Annotated in this window: 11 protein-coding genes; 7 read left to right on the top strand and 4 right to left on the bottom strand. The window is 67.2% G+C overall.

Features of this window, described 5'->3' with window-relative positions; genetic code table 11:
• Positions 1-43: 43 nt before the first annotated feature.
• The 3 genes from P6281_RS14960 (at position 44) to P6281_RS14950 (ending at position 6,080) form a co-directional block, all read left to right on the top strand.
• Positions 44-2,083 (top strand): serine/threonine-protein kinase, encoded by a 2,040-nt coding sequence (locus P6281_RS14960; protein WP_014380346.1) that lies wholly within the window; start codon positions 44-46, stop codon positions 2,081-2,083.
• A gap of 343 nt (positions 2,084-2,426) precedes the next feature.
• Positions 2,427-4,604 carry an excinuclease ABC subunit UvrB gene (uvrB, locus tag P6281_RS14955; RefSeq protein WP_009954231.1) on the top strand — a complete coding sequence of 726 codons (2,178 nt, stop codon included), beginning with the start codon at positions 2,427-2,429 and terminating at the stop codon, positions 4,602-4,604.
• A gap of 57 nt (positions 4,605-4,661) precedes the next feature.
• Positions 4,662-6,080 carry an MFS transporter gene (locus P6281_RS14950; protein ID WP_009954230.1) on the top strand — a complete coding sequence of 473 codons (1,419 nt, stop codon included), beginning with the start codon at positions 4,662-4,664 and terminating at the stop codon, positions 6,078-6,080.
• 11 nt (positions 6,081-6,091) lie between these two features.
• Here the strand turns inward: P6281_RS14950 and P6281_RS14945 are convergent, their stop codons facing one another.
• Positions 6,092-7,675, bottom strand: coding sequence for a glycosyltransferase family 39 protein (locus P6281_RS14945; protein ID WP_009954229.1), 1,584 nt, complete (start codon positions 7,673-7,675; stop codon positions 6,092-6,094).
• 284 nt (positions 7,676-7,959) lie between these two features.
• On the opposite strand from P6281_RS14945, the gene P6281_RS14940 reads away from it, so the two are divergent.
• Positions 7,960-8,403, top strand: coding sequence for a universal stress protein (locus tag P6281_RS14940; protein ID WP_009954226.1), 444 nt, complete (start codon positions 7,960-7,962; stop codon positions 8,401-8,403).
• 18 nt (positions 8,404-8,421) lie between these two features.
• Here P6281_RS14940 and P6281_RS14935 read toward each other — a convergent pair whose 3' ends face one another.
• Positions 8,422-9,120, bottom strand: coding sequence for an MBL fold metallo-hydrolase (locus P6281_RS14935; RefSeq protein ID WP_041785038.1), 699 nt, complete (start codon positions 9,118-9,120; stop codon positions 8,422-8,424).
• A gap of 133 nt (positions 9,121-9,253) precedes the next feature.
• Here P6281_RS14935 and uvrA point away from each other — a divergent pair, with 133 nt between their 5' ends.
• Positions 9,254-12,172 carry an excinuclease ABC subunit UvrA gene (gene uvrA, locus P6281_RS14930; RefSeq protein ID WP_014382759.1) on the top strand — a complete coding sequence of 973 codons (2,919 nt, stop codon included), beginning with the start codon at positions 9,254-9,256 and terminating at the stop codon, positions 12,170-12,172.
• Positions 12,173-12,254: 82 nt separating this feature from the next.
• Here the strand turns inward: uvrA and P6281_RS14925 are convergent, their stop codons facing one another.
• Positions 12,255-12,500, bottom strand: coding sequence for a hypothetical protein (locus P6281_RS14925; RefSeq protein WP_014385102.1), 246 nt, complete (start codon positions 12,498-12,500; stop codon positions 12,255-12,257).
• 337 nt (positions 12,501-12,837) lie between these two features.
• On the opposite strand from P6281_RS14925, the gene P6281_RS14920 reads away from it, so the two are divergent.
• Both P6281_RS14920 and P6281_RS14915 read left to right on the top strand, forming a co-directional pair.
• Entirely contained in the window at positions 12,838-13,572 is a 735-nt protein-coding gene (locus P6281_RS14920) for a hypothetical protein (protein ID WP_014385101.1), read from the top strand.
• 83 nt (positions 13,573-13,655) lie between these two features.
• A complete protein-coding gene (locus P6281_RS14915; RefSeq protein ID WP_009954197.1) occupies positions 13,656-14,258 on the top strand; it encodes a class I SAM-dependent methyltransferase in 603 nt (200 codons plus the stop codon).
• A gap of 38 nt (positions 14,259-14,296) precedes the next feature.
• On the opposite strand, the gene P6281_RS14910 is transcribed toward P6281_RS14915, so the two are convergent.
• Positions 14,297-16,162, bottom strand: coding sequence for a putative bifunctional diguanylate cyclase/phosphodiesterase (locus P6281_RS14910; protein WP_009954196.1), 1,866 nt, complete (start codon positions 16,160-16,162; stop codon positions 14,297-14,299).
• Positions 16,163-16,288 lie beyond the last annotated feature (126 nt).

The raw sequence follows: 16,288 nt of genomic DNA, 5'->3' as shown, positions 1-16,288 counted from the left end.
CGGCCGTGCGGCATTATTCGATCGGAGGGGGACCAACGCATTGATGGATGAGCACAAGCGAACGACCCGGCGCATCGGCACCGGGCGACGACTGCTGACCAACCCGCGCCAGGCCCGCGACGCCCTGCGCGCGGGTTTTCACTCGTTACCCGCGATGCCGATCGGGCAGCTGTTTCGCCGGATACCACCGGTGAGTTCCCTGCCGAACGCGGAACCCCAAGCGGCGCAACCACACAGCGATTCCGGTGCGGTGGGGAATGGTGCGTCGTTTGCCGGCTACACGATCTTGCGGCAACTGGGCGCCGGTGGCATGGCCGAGGTCTACCTGGCATTGCATCCCCGGCTGCCGCGCCGCGACGTGATCAAAGTCCTCGCCGAGGCGGTGACGGCCGATCCCGAGTTTCGCGAAAGGTTCAATCGGGAGGCCGATCTCGCGGCGACGCTGTGGCATCCCCACATCGTCGGCGTCCACGACCGCGGCGCTTTCAACGGGCATCTGTGGATCTCGATGGACTATGTCGAGGGCACCGATGCGTCGCGGTTGGTCAAGCAGAGCCACCCCGAGGGCATGCCGATCCACGAGGTGTGTGCCATCGTGCAAGCGGTCGCGGGTGCGCTGGACTACGCGCACGACCGTGGCCTGCTGCACCGCGACGTCAAGCCCGCCAACATCCTGCTCACCCACCCGGAAGACGGGGAACGCCGAATCCTGTTGGCGGACTTCGGTGTCGCGCGCCACCTGGGCGACGTGAGCGGGATCACCGAAACCAACGTCGCGGTGGGAACCGTGGCCTACGCCGCGCCCGAGCAGCTTGCCGGCGCTCCGATCGACGGGAGGGCCGACCAATACGCGTTGGCCGCAACGGCTTTCCATCTGCTGACCGGTGCGCCACCGTTTCAGCATTCCAACCCGATCGCGGTGATCAGCCGGCACCTGCACGAGACGCCTCCCCGCCTCAGCGACTTTCGGCCGGAGCTGGCGGAGCTCGACGACGTGTTCTCGACGGCGCTCGCCAAACGGCCCGAGGACAGGTTCGCGCGGTGCCGGGAGTTCGCCACCGCCGTCAGCGCGCGGGTTTCCGAAGCCCGCCGCCCGCCGCCGCGCACCGCCCCGTTGGCGCCGCACCGCCGGCGCGGGCTCGCCGCCTTGAACCACCGGTTCTCGTCGAAAACCCGGTGGGCCGCGGCGTTGGTGTGCGCGGTGCTCGTCGCCGTCGCGGCGACCTGGTCGATCCTGTACTCGTTTGAGCCCACCACGCCGCCGCCCAGCCCCGCGCTCGCCTCCAAACCGTCCCTGCCCGCTCCCAGCGCCGCACCCGCCGCCGGGGGACCGGCGCTGAATGGGACCTATCGGCTGGACTATGACCAGACCAAGCGGACCACCAACGGCATCGGCATCCGGCACGGCGGAGCCACCACCGACTGGTGGGCGTTCCGGTCGGCCTGCACGACCAACGGATGCGCGGCCACCGGGACCCAGCTGGACGATGCCACCCACCAACTGGCCAGCACCACCGGCGGCGGCCAGGCCGACACGTTGCGCTACGTGGGTGGCTACTGGCAAGGCGCGCCCGAGCAGCTGCGAGTGGGCTGCGCCCAGCCGAACGGACACGCGCCTGCCACCCAGCAGGAAACCGTCGCGTGGTCGCTGGCGCCGCAGGCCGACGGCACGCTGCGGGGCACGCAGACCGAGACCGTGCTCAGCAACGAGTGCGGCGCTCAGGGGGCGGTGGTCCGGGTGCCCGTGGTGGCCACCCGGGCCGGCGCCGCGCCGGCCGGCGTGGCGTTGGGCGACCCCACCCAGGTCATCAACGCCTCGACCACCGCGTCCGCCCCGGCGCCGCCCGTGCTGGGCGGGTTGTGCGCCGATGTCGGCAAGGTCGCCTACGACCCGACCAACAACGAGCAGATCGTGTGCGAGGGCAGCAGCTGGGCCAAGGCCCCGATCACGATGGGCGTGCACGCGGCCGGTAGCTCGTGCGACCGGCCGGGCACCTCGGTGTTCGCCATGAGCACCTCCAGCGACGGCTACCTGCTGCAATGCGACCCGGTCACCCGGACGTGGACGCGTCCCGCGGGTTAGCCGAGGACGGCCGCGGGGGCCGTCCTGTACTACTTTCTGGTCGACTTCGAGGAAAACCAGCCGTCCTCGTCCTCCCGCCAACCGGGAGAGCCAGACACTATTTGGTGGTTCGGCTATCCGCGCGAGAACCTCCCTGACCGGACGTCGAGCATCTCTGAGGCGTATCGGTATACGCCGTCGACCGGAGCGCCCCCGTCTAGCGCCAGCCAAAACCAAGCTCGACCAAAGACGCAGCCTCGTCTTTACCAAGATCCTCCATGAGCGAATCCCTCAACCGTCAGGACGACGACCTGCAAAGACCAGCTCCAAGGCACTTGTCGGTGATCGCCTCTACCCTGGTGGCATGGCATTCGCCACGGAACATCCGGTAGTCGCTCATTCGGAATATCGCCCGGCCGAAGAGGCCGTGGCGGGGCTGGTGCGCGCCGGCGGCCGCTTCGAGGTCGTCAGCCCGCACGACCCCGCCGGGGACCAGCCGGCGGCCATCGACGAGCTGGAGCGCAGGATCAGGGCGGGGGAGCGCGATGTGGTGCTGCTCGGCGCCACCGGCACCGGGAAGTCGGCCACCACCGCTTGGCTCATCGAGCGCCTGCAGCGGCCCACCCTGGTGATGGCACCCAACAAGACGCTGGCCGCCCAGCTGGCCAACGAGCTGCGGGAGATGTTGCCGCACAACGCCGTTGAGTACTTCGTGTCGTACTACGACTACTACCAGCCCGAGGCCTACATCGCGCAGACCGACACCTACATCGAAAAGGACAGCTCGATCAACGACGACGTCGAGCGCTTGCGGCACTCCGCGACGTCGTCGCTGCTGTCGCGGCGCGATGTGGTCGTGGTGGCGTCGGTGTCGTGCATCTACGGCCTGGGCACCCCGCAGTCGTACCTGGATCGCTCGGTGGAACTGCGGGTCGGCAACGAGGTGCCCCGGGACGGGTTGCTGCGGCTACTGGTCGACGTCCAGTACACCCGCAACGACCTGTCCTTCACCCGCGGCTCGTTCCGGGTGCGCGGCGACACCGTGGAGATCATCCCGTCCTACGAAGAACTGGCGGTGCGCATCGAGTTCTTCGGCGACGAGATCGAGGCGCTGTATTACCTGCACCCGCTGACGGGCGACGTGATCCGCCAGGTCGACTCGCTGCGCATCTTCCCGGCCACCCACTACGTGGCCGGCCCCGAGCGGATGGCCCACGCCATCTCGACGATCGAAGAGGAACTGGCCGCCCGGCTGGCCGAACTCGAGGGCCAGGGCAAGCTGCTCGAGGCGCAGCGCCTGAGGATGCGCACCAACTACGACATCGAGATGATGCGCCAGGTCGGATTCTGTTCGGGCATCGAGAACTACTCCCGCCACATCGACGCCCGGGGGCCGGGCTCGCCGCCGGCGACCCTGCTCGACTACTTTCCGGAAGACTTTTTGATGGTCATCGACGAGTCGCACGTCACCGTGCCGCAGATCGGCGGCATGTACGAGGGCGACATGTCGCGCAAGCGCAACCTGGTCGAATACGGGTTCCGGTTGCCGTCGGCGTGCGATAACCGCCCGCTGACGTGGGAGGAGTTCGCCGACCGGGTCGGGCAGACGGTGTATCTGTCGGCCACCCCGGGCCCCTATGAGCTCAGTCAGTCCGGCGGCGAGTTCGTCGAGCAGGTCATCCGGCCCACCGGCCTGGTGGACCCGAAGGTGGTGGTCAAACCGACCAAGGGGCAGATCGACGACCTGATCGGCGAGATCCGCAAGCGCACCGACGCCGACCAGCGGGTGCTGGTCACCACGCTCACCAAGAAGATGGCCGAGGACCTCACCGACTACCTGCTCGAGATGGGCATCCGGGTGCGCTATCTGCACTCGGAGGTCGACACGCTGCGCCGGGTGGAATTGCTGCGCCAGCTGCGGCTCGGCGAGTACGACGTGCTGGTCGGCATCAACCTGCTGCGCGAGGGCCTGGACCTGCCGGAGGTGTCGCTCGTCGCCATCCTGGATGCCGACAAAGAGGGCTTCCTGCGGTCATCGCGCAGCCTGATCCAAACCATCGGCCGCGCCGCCCGCAACGTCTCCGGCGAAGTGCACATGTACGCCGACACGATCACCGACTCGATGAAGGAAGCCATCGACGAGACCGAACGGCGCCGGGCGAAGCAGATCGCCTACAACGAGGCCAACGGGATCGACCCGCAACCGCTGCGCAAGAAGATCGCCGACATCCTCGACCAGGTCTATCGCGAGGCGTCTGATACAGAAGCCAGCGTGGTGGAGATCGGCGGGTCAGGGCGCAATGCGTCCCGCGGTCGGCGCGCACAGGGCGAGCCGGGCCGCGCGGTCAGCGCCGGGGTGTTCGAGGGCCGCGACACGACCAGCATGCCCCGCGCCGAACTGGCCGACCTGATCAAGGACCTGACCGCGCAGATGATGGCCGCCGCCCGGGACTTGCAATTCGAGCTGGCCGCGCGGTTCCGGGACGAGATCGCCGACCTGAAGAAGGAACTGCGCGGGATGGACGCCGCCGGCCTGAAATGAGTTTGCTGGCAACCGATCTGCGCCGGGTAACCCCGCGGCACCCCATACGGTAGAGGGGTGACCGACGCGGCGACTATCACCGGCGGCTGGCGAGAGCTGCTGGGCGCCCGGTATCTGAGGACGTCAATCCTGCTAGCCGGTGGGGTAGCGCTGTACGCCACCAACGAGTTCCTGACCACCAGCTTGTTGCCCAACACGATCGCCGAGATCGGCGGAAGCCGGCTCTACGCGTGGGTGACGACGCTGTACCTGGTCGGGTCGGTGGTCGCGGCGACGATGGTCAATCCGATGCTGCTGCGCGTCGGGGCGCGGTCGTCGTATCTGTTCGGACTCGCCGTGTTCGGCATCGCCAGCATGGTTTGCGCGGCCGCGCCGACCATGCATGTTCTGATTGCTGGCCGCGCGATGCAGGGGGTGGCCGGGGGCTTGCTGGCCGGCCTGGGCTACGCGGTGATCAACTCCGCGCTGCCCCGCTGGCTGTGGACGCGGGGCTCGGCGCTGGTGTCAGCGATGTGGGGCGTCGCGACGGTGGTCGGGCCCACGACGGGCGGCCTGTTCGCGCAGCTCGGGATCTGGCGGTGGGCGTTCGTCACGATGGCCGTCCTCACCGTCTTGATGGCCCTGCTGGTGCCGGTCGCGCTGGCCAGCGTCGACCCGACGAACGGCATCCCGCGGATGAAGGTGCCGGTGTGGTCGCTGCTGATCATCGGTGTGGCCGCGCTGGCCGTGAGCGGCGCGCAGATTCCCCGCAACACCGTCGCGACCTACGGCCTGCTTGCGGCCGGCATCATGCTGGTCGGCCTGTTCGTGATCGTCGACTGGCGCATGCACGCGGCCATCCTGCCGCCCAGCGTGTTCTCTCCCGGCCCGTTGAAGTGGATCTACCTCACCATGGGTGTCCTGATGGGCGCGGCGATGGTGAACACCTATGTGCCGCTGTTCGGGCAGCGGTTGGCCCACCTCACGCCGATCGCGGCCGGCTTCCTGGGCGCGGCCCTCGCCCTCGGCTGGACCGTCAGCGAAATCGTCAGCGCCTCGCTGGAAAATCCGCGCACGATCGGGCGGGTGGTCATGGTGGCGCCGCTGGTGGCCGCGTCCGGCCTGGCGCTGGGCGCGGTCGCCCGGCACGGCGACGGGTCAAACTGGACCGCCGCCCTGTGGGCGGTGGCCCTGCTGGTCGCCGGCATCGGCATCGGGATGGCCTGGCCGCACCTCTCGGCCCGCGCGATGGCCTGCGTCAACGATCCGGCCGAGGGCGGCGCCGCCTCCGCGGCGATCAACACCGTCCAGCTGACCTCCGCGGCGATCGGCGCCGGACTGGCCGGAGTGGTCGTCAACACCGCCACCGGTGGCGAGGCGGTCGCGGCCCATTTGTTGTTCACGGTCTTCACCGCGGTGAGCGCCGCGGGTGTGGCGGTGTCGTACGCCGCGACCCGGGCCACGCGCCAGGCGCGGCCGGTCGCCAGCGTGGGCTGACCCGTCGGGGATTACCGGGTGGATTTCACCACCTGCGAGTAATGGAATTGCCAACGCTCGACGATGTGGAAGCCCAGGTAGCCCGGGAATCGGTATGCCGGGGCGCGCCCGAATGCGCTTCCGGGCGGGAGCGATTGTCCCGCTTGGTGATCCGGCAGCGAGGCGTCTTTATTGGTAATGGTCCAGATGGTGGGGCATTTGTCGATTTTGGCCGTGGTCAGCCAGACGGCCACATGGCCGTCCCACAGCGAGCCGACCTTCGGGCCGTACACGCCGCGCTCGACGTCGATCAGCGACCGGAAGGCCGCCGGCCGGGTGGCCAGCAGCGCCCGGATCGGGCCGGGCCGCCACGGCACGGTGTTGTCCACCATCAGGCAGTCGCCGGGGGCGGCGTGTGCGGCGATCAGGTCGGCGACCTGGCTGTAGTCCCAGCCCTCCTTGGCGTACGGCCAACGCTGGACGAACAGGTAATTGGGCACCGCGGCGATGACGAACAGCAGCACCGCGCCGACCATCGGCCAGGGCCGGCGGGCCAGCGTGACGATGCAGACGGCCAGGACGATGGCCATCGCGGGCGCGGTGAAGATCAGGTAGCGCGGGTAGTAGATCGGCTCGCTGACGGCGGAATAGATGACGACCAGCGCGGTCGGAATGACCATCCACACCACACAGAAGGTCAACAACCGGCGCAGGTCACCGGCCGGGGCCGGCGCGCCGGCCAACCGGGCCAGCGCCGCCGCGACGATCACGACCGCGCTCAGCACCGCGAAGGCGACGCTGTGGTCGAAATACTGCCGCAGGATGATGTCGAACGCGTAATGCCAGCTCACCGGGTAGATCCAGCCGACCTGCCACACCTGGCCATGGGCGAACAGCGCGAACGGGATCATCGCCCCGACCGCGACGGCAGAGCTGGTGGCCCACCACACGACCGGGGACCTGCGGGACCCTCCGGGAAGCAACAGCGGCAGGATCGCGCCGTACACCGGCACCAGCAGCACCAGGTTGACGTTGAGCAGGATCGACAGCGCCAATGCCAGCGCGTAGCAAATCCACCAGCGGGGCCGATTGCGCCGGACGGCGGCCACGAACAACACCGTCAGCCATACGGACGCGGCCGCGACGAAGCCATAGGAACGCGCCTCCATGCCGGCCCACGTCGTGCGGGGCAGGATGGCGAAGACGACGCCCGCGCACACCGCCGTCGGGCGCGTCGCGAACTTCTTGGTGAACACCGTGACCCCGGCGGCCGCGGCGCCCACGGCAAGGGCGCTGGGCAGGCGCGAGAAGAACTCGGTGGGCGGAAACAGGGCGAACCAACCGTGCATCACCAGGTAGTACGCACCGTGGACGGCGTCGATGTGGCCCAGCAGCCGCCACAGCTCGGGCAGCGTCCGGCTCGCCGCGGCCGAAATCGTGGCCCCCTCGTCGAACCACAGCGAAGGCCGGCAGGCCCAGGCGGCGCTGACGGCCGTGGCGAACAGGGCGATCGCCCACGGATCGAGCAACCTGCCGCGGGGGCCCGCTGCGACGGTTTTATCGACAACATCCCCGGCGCGCGGCTCGAAAATCGGCTCGAGGGTGGGCATGGACATGATGCTTGTTACTGTAGGGCGCGGTCGGTCGAACCGGTCACCAACAGCACCCGCCGCATTTGCAGTTCGCGCCCGTATTCACGAAAAGCGGCGTCATGCAATGCTTTCCGTCGCCGAATCGCGCATTCGATTGTTTTGCCATTTCCGATATTGTCCGTTGGCCCAGCCAGGCGCCGCAAATTGCGGGGGCGCCACGCCACACTGTGTCGCAAATCTTTCTCCTCTGCGCCGAGCAAACGCGATACTGTCTTGGGTTGGCTGACCAACCGAAACTGGGAGGGTAAATGGGCGCCTATCGGACTGTGGTGGTAGGAACCGATGGCTCGGACTCGTCGATGCGTGCGGTAGAGAAGGCGGCGCAGATCGCCGGACCGGACGCCAAGCTGATCGTCGCCTCGGCGTACTTGCCGCAACACGAGGACGCCCGGGCCGCCGACGCCCTCCGGGACGAAAGCTACAAGGTTTCGGGCACCGCGCCGATTTACGCGATCCTGCGCGACGCCAAGGACCGCGCCCAGGCGGCGGGTGCGCAGAACATCGACGAACGCCCAATCGTGGGGGCGCCGGTCGATGCGCTCGTGCACCTCGCCGAGGAAGAGCAGGCAGATCTGCTCGTGGTCGGCAACGTCGGTCTGAGCACCATCGCCGGCCGGCTGCTGGGATCGGTGCCGGCCAACGTCTCGCGGCGGGCCAAGACCGACGTGTTGATCGTGCACACCACGACGTAACCGCCCGGCCGGCTGGGGCTACCAGCCCCGCGCGCGCCATTCGCTCAGATGGGGGCGTTCGGCGCCCAACACCGTGTCGTCGCCGTGGCCGGGGTAGATGACCGTCGCGTCGTCATACACGTCGAACACCCGGGTGGTGACGTCGTCGAGCAGCTGGTCGAAATCGCCGGGCTGCCACGTCTTGCCGACGCCGCCCGGGAACAGGCAGTCGCCGGTGAACAGCTGCGTGACCCCACCGGTCGCGGGTCCGTCCAGGGCCAGCGCGATCGATCCGGGGGTGTGCCCCCGCAGGTGGATGACGTCGAAGTTCAGCTCGCCGATCCGCACGGTGTCGCCGCCCGCCAGCAAACGGTCGGGTTTGACCGGCAGCGCCTCGGCGTCGATCTCGTTCGCGGCGGTCGGCGCGCCGGTCGCCTTCGCCACGGCGTCGAGCGCCTGCCAGTGATCGAAGTGCTGATGGCTGGTCACGATCAGCGACACCTTCGGTGCGTGCTGCCGGATCAGGCCGATCAGGTCGTCGGCGTCGTTGGCGGCATCGATGAGCAGGGTTTCGCCCGTGGCGGAACACGTCACCAGATACGCGTTGTTGTCCATGGGGCCCACCGACGCCTTTATGATCGTGGCGCCGGGTAGGGTCCGGCGGGCCGCGGTACCAGGGTCGACGTGTCCCGTGTAGGTGTCGACAAGCTTGTCAGTGGGGCCGTCCTGGGCAGTCATAGCGGCCACGTTACTGGTCACAGACTGCTTGTCGGTATGGGCACATAGCATGGAATGCGCCGTGCGCAACTCCGATCCGGGATCGGCATTGTGGCTGCGGAAAAGTAGCAGATAGTTCCTGAGAGGGGCGGCGTTGGCTGACCGTCTGATCATCAAGGGCGCCCGCGAGCACAACCTGCGCGGCGTCGACCTCGACCTGCCCCGCGACGCGCTGATCGTCTTCACCGGGCTGTCGGGTTCGGGCAAATCGTCGCTGGCCTTCGACACGATCTTCGCCGAGGGGCAGCGGCGTTACGTGGAGTCCCTGTCGGCCTACGCCCGCCAGTTCCTCGGGCAGATGGACAAGCCGGACGTCGACTTCATCGAGGGCCTGTCCCCGGCGGTGTCGATCGACCAGAAGTCCACCAACCGCAACCCGCGATCGACGGTCGGCACCATCACCGAGGTCTACGACTACCTGCGGCTGCTGTACGCCCGCGCCGGCACCCCGCACTGCCCGGTGTGTGGCGAGCGCATCGCCCGCCAGACGCCCCAGCAAATCGTCGACCAGGTGCTGGCGATGCCGGAGGGCACCCGGTTTCAGGTGCTCGCGCCGGTGGTGCGCACCCGCAAGGGCGAGTTCGCCGACCTCTTCGAAAAGCTCAACGCCCAGGGCTACAGCCGGGTCCGGGTCGACGGCGTCGTGCATCCGCTGACCGATCCGCCGAAGCTGAAGAAGCAGGAGAAGCACGACATCGAGGTCGTGGTGGACCGGCTCACCGTGAAGGCCAGCGCCAAGCAGCGGCTCACCGACTCGGTGGAGACCGCGCTGAACCTGGCCGACGGCATCGTGGTGCTGGAGTTCGTCGATCACGAGCACGACGCCCACAACCGCGAGCAGCGGTTCTCCGAGAAGCTGGCCTGCCCGAACGGGCACGCGCTGGCCGTCGACGACCTGGAGCCGCGGTCGTTCTCGTTCAACTCGCCGTACGGCGCCTGCCCGGAATGCAGCGGCCTGGGCATCCGCAAGGAGGTCGACCCCGACCTGGTGGTGCCCGACCCCGAGCGCACCCTGGCCGAGGGCGCGGTGGCGCCGTGGTCGACGGGCCACACCGCGGAGTACTTCACCCGGATGATGGCCGGGCTGGGGGACGAGCTGGGCTTCGACGTCGACACCCCGTGGCGCAAACTGCCCGCCAAGGCCCGCAAGGCGATCCTCGAGGGCTCCGACCACCAGGTGCACGTGCGCTACCGCAACCGGTACGGCCGGACCCGCTCCTATTACGCCGATTTCGAGGGCGTGCTGGCGTTTTTGCAGCGCAAGATGGCGCAGACCGAATCCGAGCAGATGAAGGAGCGCTACGAGGGCTTCATGCGTGACGTGCCCTGCCCGGTCTGCGAGGGGACCCGGCTCAAGCCGGAGATCCTGGCGGTGTCGCTGAGCGCGGGCAATCGCGGCAAGAAGTCCATCGCCGAGGTCTGTGAGCTGTCGATCTCCGATTGCGCAGACTTCCTCAACACCCTCACCCTGGGGCCGCGCGAGCAGGCGATCGCCGGGCAGGTGCTCAAGGAAATCCAGTCGCGGCTGGGATTTTTGCTCGACGTCGGTCTCGAATACCTGTCGCTGTCCCGCGCGGCCGCCACGCTGTCCGGTGGTGAGGCGCAACGCATTCGGCTGGCCACCCAGATCGGGTCCGGGCTGGTGGGCGTGCTGTACGTGCTCGACGAGCCATCCATCGGGCTGCATCAGCGCGACAATCGTCGTCTCATCGAAACCCTCACTCGGCTAAGGGGTTTGGGCAACACGCTGATCGTCGTCGAGCATGACGAGGACACCATCGCGCACGCCGACTGGATCGTCGACATCGGCCCGCGGGCCGGTGAGCACGGCGGCCAGATCGTGCACAGCGGCACCTACAGCGAGCTGCTGGCCAACAAGGAGTCGATCACGGGCGCCTACCTGTCGGGCAAGGAAAGCATCGAGATGCCGGCGATCCGGCGTCCCGTCGACCGGCGCCGTCAGCTCACCGTCGTCGGCGCCCGCGAGCACAACCTGCGCGGCATCGACGTCTCGTTCCCGCTCGGCGTGCTCACGTCGGTGACCGGCGTGTCCGGTTCCGGCAAGTCGACTCTGGTCAACGACATCCTCGCGGCGGTGCTGGCCAACCGGCTCAACGGCGCAAGGCTGGTCCCCGGCCGCCACACCCGGGTCACCGGGCTGGACCACCTGGACAAGCTGGTGCGGGTGGATCAGTCGCCGATCGGCCGCACGCCGCGGTCGAACCCGGCCACCTACACCGGCGTGTTCGACAAGATCCGCACCCTGTTCGCGGCGACCACCGAGGCCAAAGTCCGTGGCTACCAACCGGGCCGGTTCTCGTTCAACGTCAAGGGCGGCCGCTGCGAAGCGTGCACCGGTGACGGCACCATCAAGATCGAGATGAACTTCCTGCCCGACGTGTATGTGCCGTGCGAGGTGTGTCAGGGGGCCCGCTACAACCGGGAAACCCTCGAGGTGCACTACAAGGGCAAGACCATCTCCGAGGTGCTGGACATGTCCATCGAGGAGGCGGCGGAGTTCTTCGAGCCGATCACCGGCATCCACCGCTATCTGCGCACCCTGGTCGACGTCGGTCTCGGTTATGTGCGGCTCGGCCAGCCGGCGCCGACGCTGTCCGGCGGCGAGGCGCAGCGCGTGAAACTGGCCGCCGAACTGCAAAAGCGATCCACCGGGCGCACCGTGTACATCCTCGACGAGCCGACCACGGGTCTGCATTTCGACGACATCCGCAAGTTGCTCAAGGTCATCAACGGCCTTGTCGACAAAGGCAATACGGTCATCGTCATCGAACACAACCTGGACGTCATCAAGACCTCGGACTGGATCGTCGACATGGGGCCGGAAGGCGGCGCCGAGGGCGGAACCGTTGTCGCGGAAGGCACTCCGGAGGACGTCGCGGCGGTGCCGGAGAGTTACACCGGGAAGTTCCTCGCCGAGGTCATCGGGCGCAGCGCGCCGCCGGCCAGCGCTCCGACGCGCCGGCCGGCCCGCCGCCGTAAAGCCACCGCCTGAGCCCGCTTTCGCGACAAGGCCCGAATGACGTTGTCGGGCAGGGCATCTGGCGAGCACTGAGGGGACACACGCCCGGCGTCGCTCACGGCTGGTCGTCGCGCCGCATCGACTCGCGGATCTGGGCCAGCCGCTCGGCCGCCGCGCGACGGCGCTCGTCGTACTCGGCCTCGACCGATCGTCCCTCGGGTGACTCCGCGTCGAGTTCGGCCGAGCCCTGTGCCGTCGCGTACCGGGCCTCGATCTTGTCGCGCACGGACTCGAACGTCGGCGTACCGGCGTCGTCGTATCCGGCGTCGGCGGCACCTTCAGTGCTGGGTTCGTCGGGCATGCCGCCACGGTACTGCGCGCCGCGGTCGAAATCGGCAACATCCGTTGTCAGTTCTTGGAGTCGCTGCGGTTCGCATTTCCCGTGCTCTAGCCCCGACCGGCGTTAACCATAATTCGGCCGCGGTCGCGTGTTACTGAACAGTAGCTGACGTTTTCGCCAAATCCCGTGCGGCGCCTAACAAGCCCGCGTTGATATTTTCCGCCCGCGCTGCACAGCCGCCATTAGCTTGTTATGTCACAATCTCCTTGGTTATTTGTCGCGAGTCGAATTGAGAAACGATTCAAGACGCGTTCACGAAATAGTTCAGTTCGCACGGTTAATAGGTGGAGGCAAACCCATGGAAGCGGCTCAGCTCGAAGCAAGAGTGTTTGATGCCCCGCGGTCGGACGTTCGGTCCGGCTGGCGCGATCACGCGACGGGATGTTGGGTCGTCGCGTCCACGCCGAGGGGGGAGCCCGATCTGTGGAATCAATACCTGGAAGGCGCAGCGCACAGCTATCGCAGGCACGGCTTGGATTGGGTGCTCGACGTGGACGCGATTTCGGACGGCGCGGACACGGCGCTGTTCTTCGCGGCCCTTGACCCGGAGGGGCGCGTGGTCGGGGGCACGCGCGTCGTGGGGCCGTTGCGCTCGCCCGAGGACTCCCACGCTCTGGTGGAGTGGAAAGGCAATCCCGGCCTTTCCCTGCTGCGTCATATGATCGCCAACCGGCTTCCGTTCGGCGTCGTGGAGGTGAAAAGCGCCTGGGCCAATTCCCGCGAATATGGCAATCAGTCGCTTTCCCGAGTATTGGCCCGCACGGCCCTGCCGACGATGACGCTGCTGGGTGCTCAATTTGTGATGGCTACCGCGGCGGCCCATGTGCTGGAGCAGTGGCAATCCTCCGGGGGCGTCGTGGCCGCACGCGTTCCGGCGGCCGCCTATCCGAATGAAAACTATCGAACCAAAGTGATGTGGTGGGACCGTCGCACCCTTTCCGCTCATGCCGAGCCGGCGCAATTCAAGCTGATGTGCGCCGAGAACGCCGAAATCCTCAGCCGCTTTTCGGCATTGGAAGAAATCACGTGTTGATGGCACGGTCCCGGTTGGCCGCGAAAGTGGTAAACCGGGAAGGTGGTGTCGGGCCGGTTGCCGCGGATGCCATCATTGCGGCTATGGCATCTCGACACACGCGATTTCGGTTCTTCTACCGCGTCGGCTTCACGCCGTGGGAAGGACACCCGATCGGGCAGGGGCTGCGGGATCTGGTCGAGGGAACTGGTGACACGCCGGCGCTGCCCAAGGGGCGGGCTCTCGACGTGGGATGCGGCACCGGGGACTGCGCCATCTATCTCGCCCAGCAGGGCTGGCAGGTCACCGGGGTCGATTACGTCGCGAAACCGCTTGAAAAGGCGCGGGCGAAAGCGGGCAAAGCCGATGTCTCCATCAATTTTGTTCGTGCCGATGTGACGCAGCTGAGTCAGTCCGGGATCGGGACTGGCTTCCAGTTGATCGTCGACAACGGTTGCATCCACAACATGAGTGGCGGCGACCGTGAGGCGTACGTCCGGGAAGTCAGCGCCGTGGCGGCGCCCGACGCGCGGCTGTTCATCGCCGCGTTCCCTCCCGGCGGCCGGTTCGGCGTGCCGGGGATCGATCACCCCGAGATCGAACGACGTTTCACTCCCGGCTGGACACTGTTATTCAGCGGCGACGAGCAGGAACTCGACGACAGGAAGACCCCGGCGTATTACTACCTGTTCCAACGTCGCGCCTGAGTGCCCGACCGTCTCCCGTGCTGCACTTTCTGGCGGATCTAAACCGCGTTTCCCGTTCCAGGAAACCGCGTGCTGGAGAAGTTCATCGGGATGACGCGTTTGGCCAGGAGTGATTCCATCGCCGCGCTGTCGATGGGGCGGGACAGCAAAAAGCCTTGCGCGCGATGGCAGCCCAGGCTGAGCAGCCTTTCGGCCGCGGCCACGGTTTCCACCCCTTCGGCCACGACATCGAGCCCGAAGGCGTCGGCCAGGGCCATCGTCGAGCGCACGATCGCCAGATCTCCGGCGTTGGTGTCGAGATTCTGGACGAAACCCTTGTCGATCTTGAGTGAATCGACGGGAAGAGATTTCAGATATGTCAACACGCTGTAGCCGGTGCCGAAGTCATCGATCGCGATCTGTACGCCAACATCCTTCAACCCGAACAACGTCTGACGTGTCGCGTCGATGTCTTGGACCACAACGCTTTCGGTGATCTCCAGACATACGGTGCTGGGATCAAGACCGAACTCGTCGAGGGTGGCGGCGACCGTGTCAACGATACCGGCCGTGACGAGCTGCACGGGAGATACGTTGATTCGCAGCACCGTGCCCTTGCCGACACCGTGCGAGCGCCATAGTCCGAATTGCGCACACGCGGAGCGCATGACGAGGCGGCCGAGCTTGGCGCCGAGGTTGATCGATTCCACGACCTGGATGAACGAATCAGGCATCAACAGGCCCAGAGTTGGGTGTTGCCAACGGATTAGCGCCTCGGTGCCGAGAATCTCGCCGGTACGCATGTCGAATTCCGGAAGGTAGTGGAGGACCAGCGCACCGCCACCGCCCTCGATCATCCCTTCCAGATGCAGCTCGATGTCGTTGCGGATCATGTCCGTTGTAGACATCTCCGGGCGGAAGGTTGCGACGTTGTTGCCGCCGGAGGCCTTGGCCGACCGGGTGGCCTGGTCGACCCGCCGTAGCAGGTCTGACGTGGTCTCGTCCCCGGGTAGGCCTGCCGCGACGCCGATACTTACGGTGCGACTGAGCATTTCGCCGTCGATGGGGATCTGTTGGTGAACCCGACCGTGCAATGAGTGTGCGAACGCTTCGGCGGCCTCGACGTCCATGGCCGCGGACGGCACGACGCCGAACTCGTCGCCGCCGAAGCGGGCGATGACGGAGGGAACGCGGGTGGCCTCACGTAGTAGCGCGGCGAAGGACTCGATGAATCGGTCGCCGGCGTCTTGGCCGAGGCGACTGTTGATGACCTTGAAGCGGTCGATGGCGAGGAACACGACCGACACCGGGCCGGGCTGTCCCTTCGCCAGCCGGTCGTCGAGGTGTGCGATGAGCGCCCTTCGGTTCAGCAGCCCGGTGAGTTCATCGTGCTCGGCGAGGTAGTGAATTTGCTGTTCGGCGACGACGCGGGCTTGCAGCTGCGCAAAAAGCGCGGCGATCGCCTGTAGCGCATTGAGTTCTTCGGGTAGCCATTCGCGGTCTCCGAGTTTGCCGAAGGCGAGTGTGCCGGTGGTGACGTCGCCGGACAGCAGCGGAACGGCGGCCAGCGAGACGGCGGGAACTCCGGTGCCCGCTTCGATGCGGTTCTGATAGTCGGCGTTCTCCGGCTCGGGGCGGACCACCTCGGGCACCTTGAGGTGTTCGGTGCGCGCGAAGATGGAGTCGGCGTCGGCGAAATACACCAACCCGATCGGGTCGGGGTCGGCGTTACGCGGCGGGAATTCGGCGATGAGGATGGTCGCGCGGATGGTGTGATCGTTGTGGCGCAGGAAGCTGAAGTCCACCCCCAGGTCGCGAACCAGGTTGCCGAGCACGCGTTCGCTGATTGAGGCGGAGTCCGCCGCGGTGGCCGCCATCAACTCGGCGGCGGCAGCGGTGACCAGGTGGTCCAGTGTGCCCGACATTGCCCTAACGGTAGCGGTAACCGGTGCGCCGCGTTTGGCATTGCCTAGTGCGTCTAGCAATGATTCGCTCACGTTGACGCCCGAGTGTGATCGGGGTCGCGTGGACTCGGTAGCGACGGGGAAGGC

The organism is Mycobacterium sp. 5-140-3-2 (genome assembly GCF_035666375.1).
In the GTDB taxonomy this organism is placed as follows: domain Bacteria; phylum Actinomycetota; class Actinomycetes; order Mycobacteriales; family Mycobacteriaceae; genus Mycobacterium; species Mycobacterium intracellulare.
This window is presented reverse-complemented; position numbering and strand designations above follow the sequence as displayed.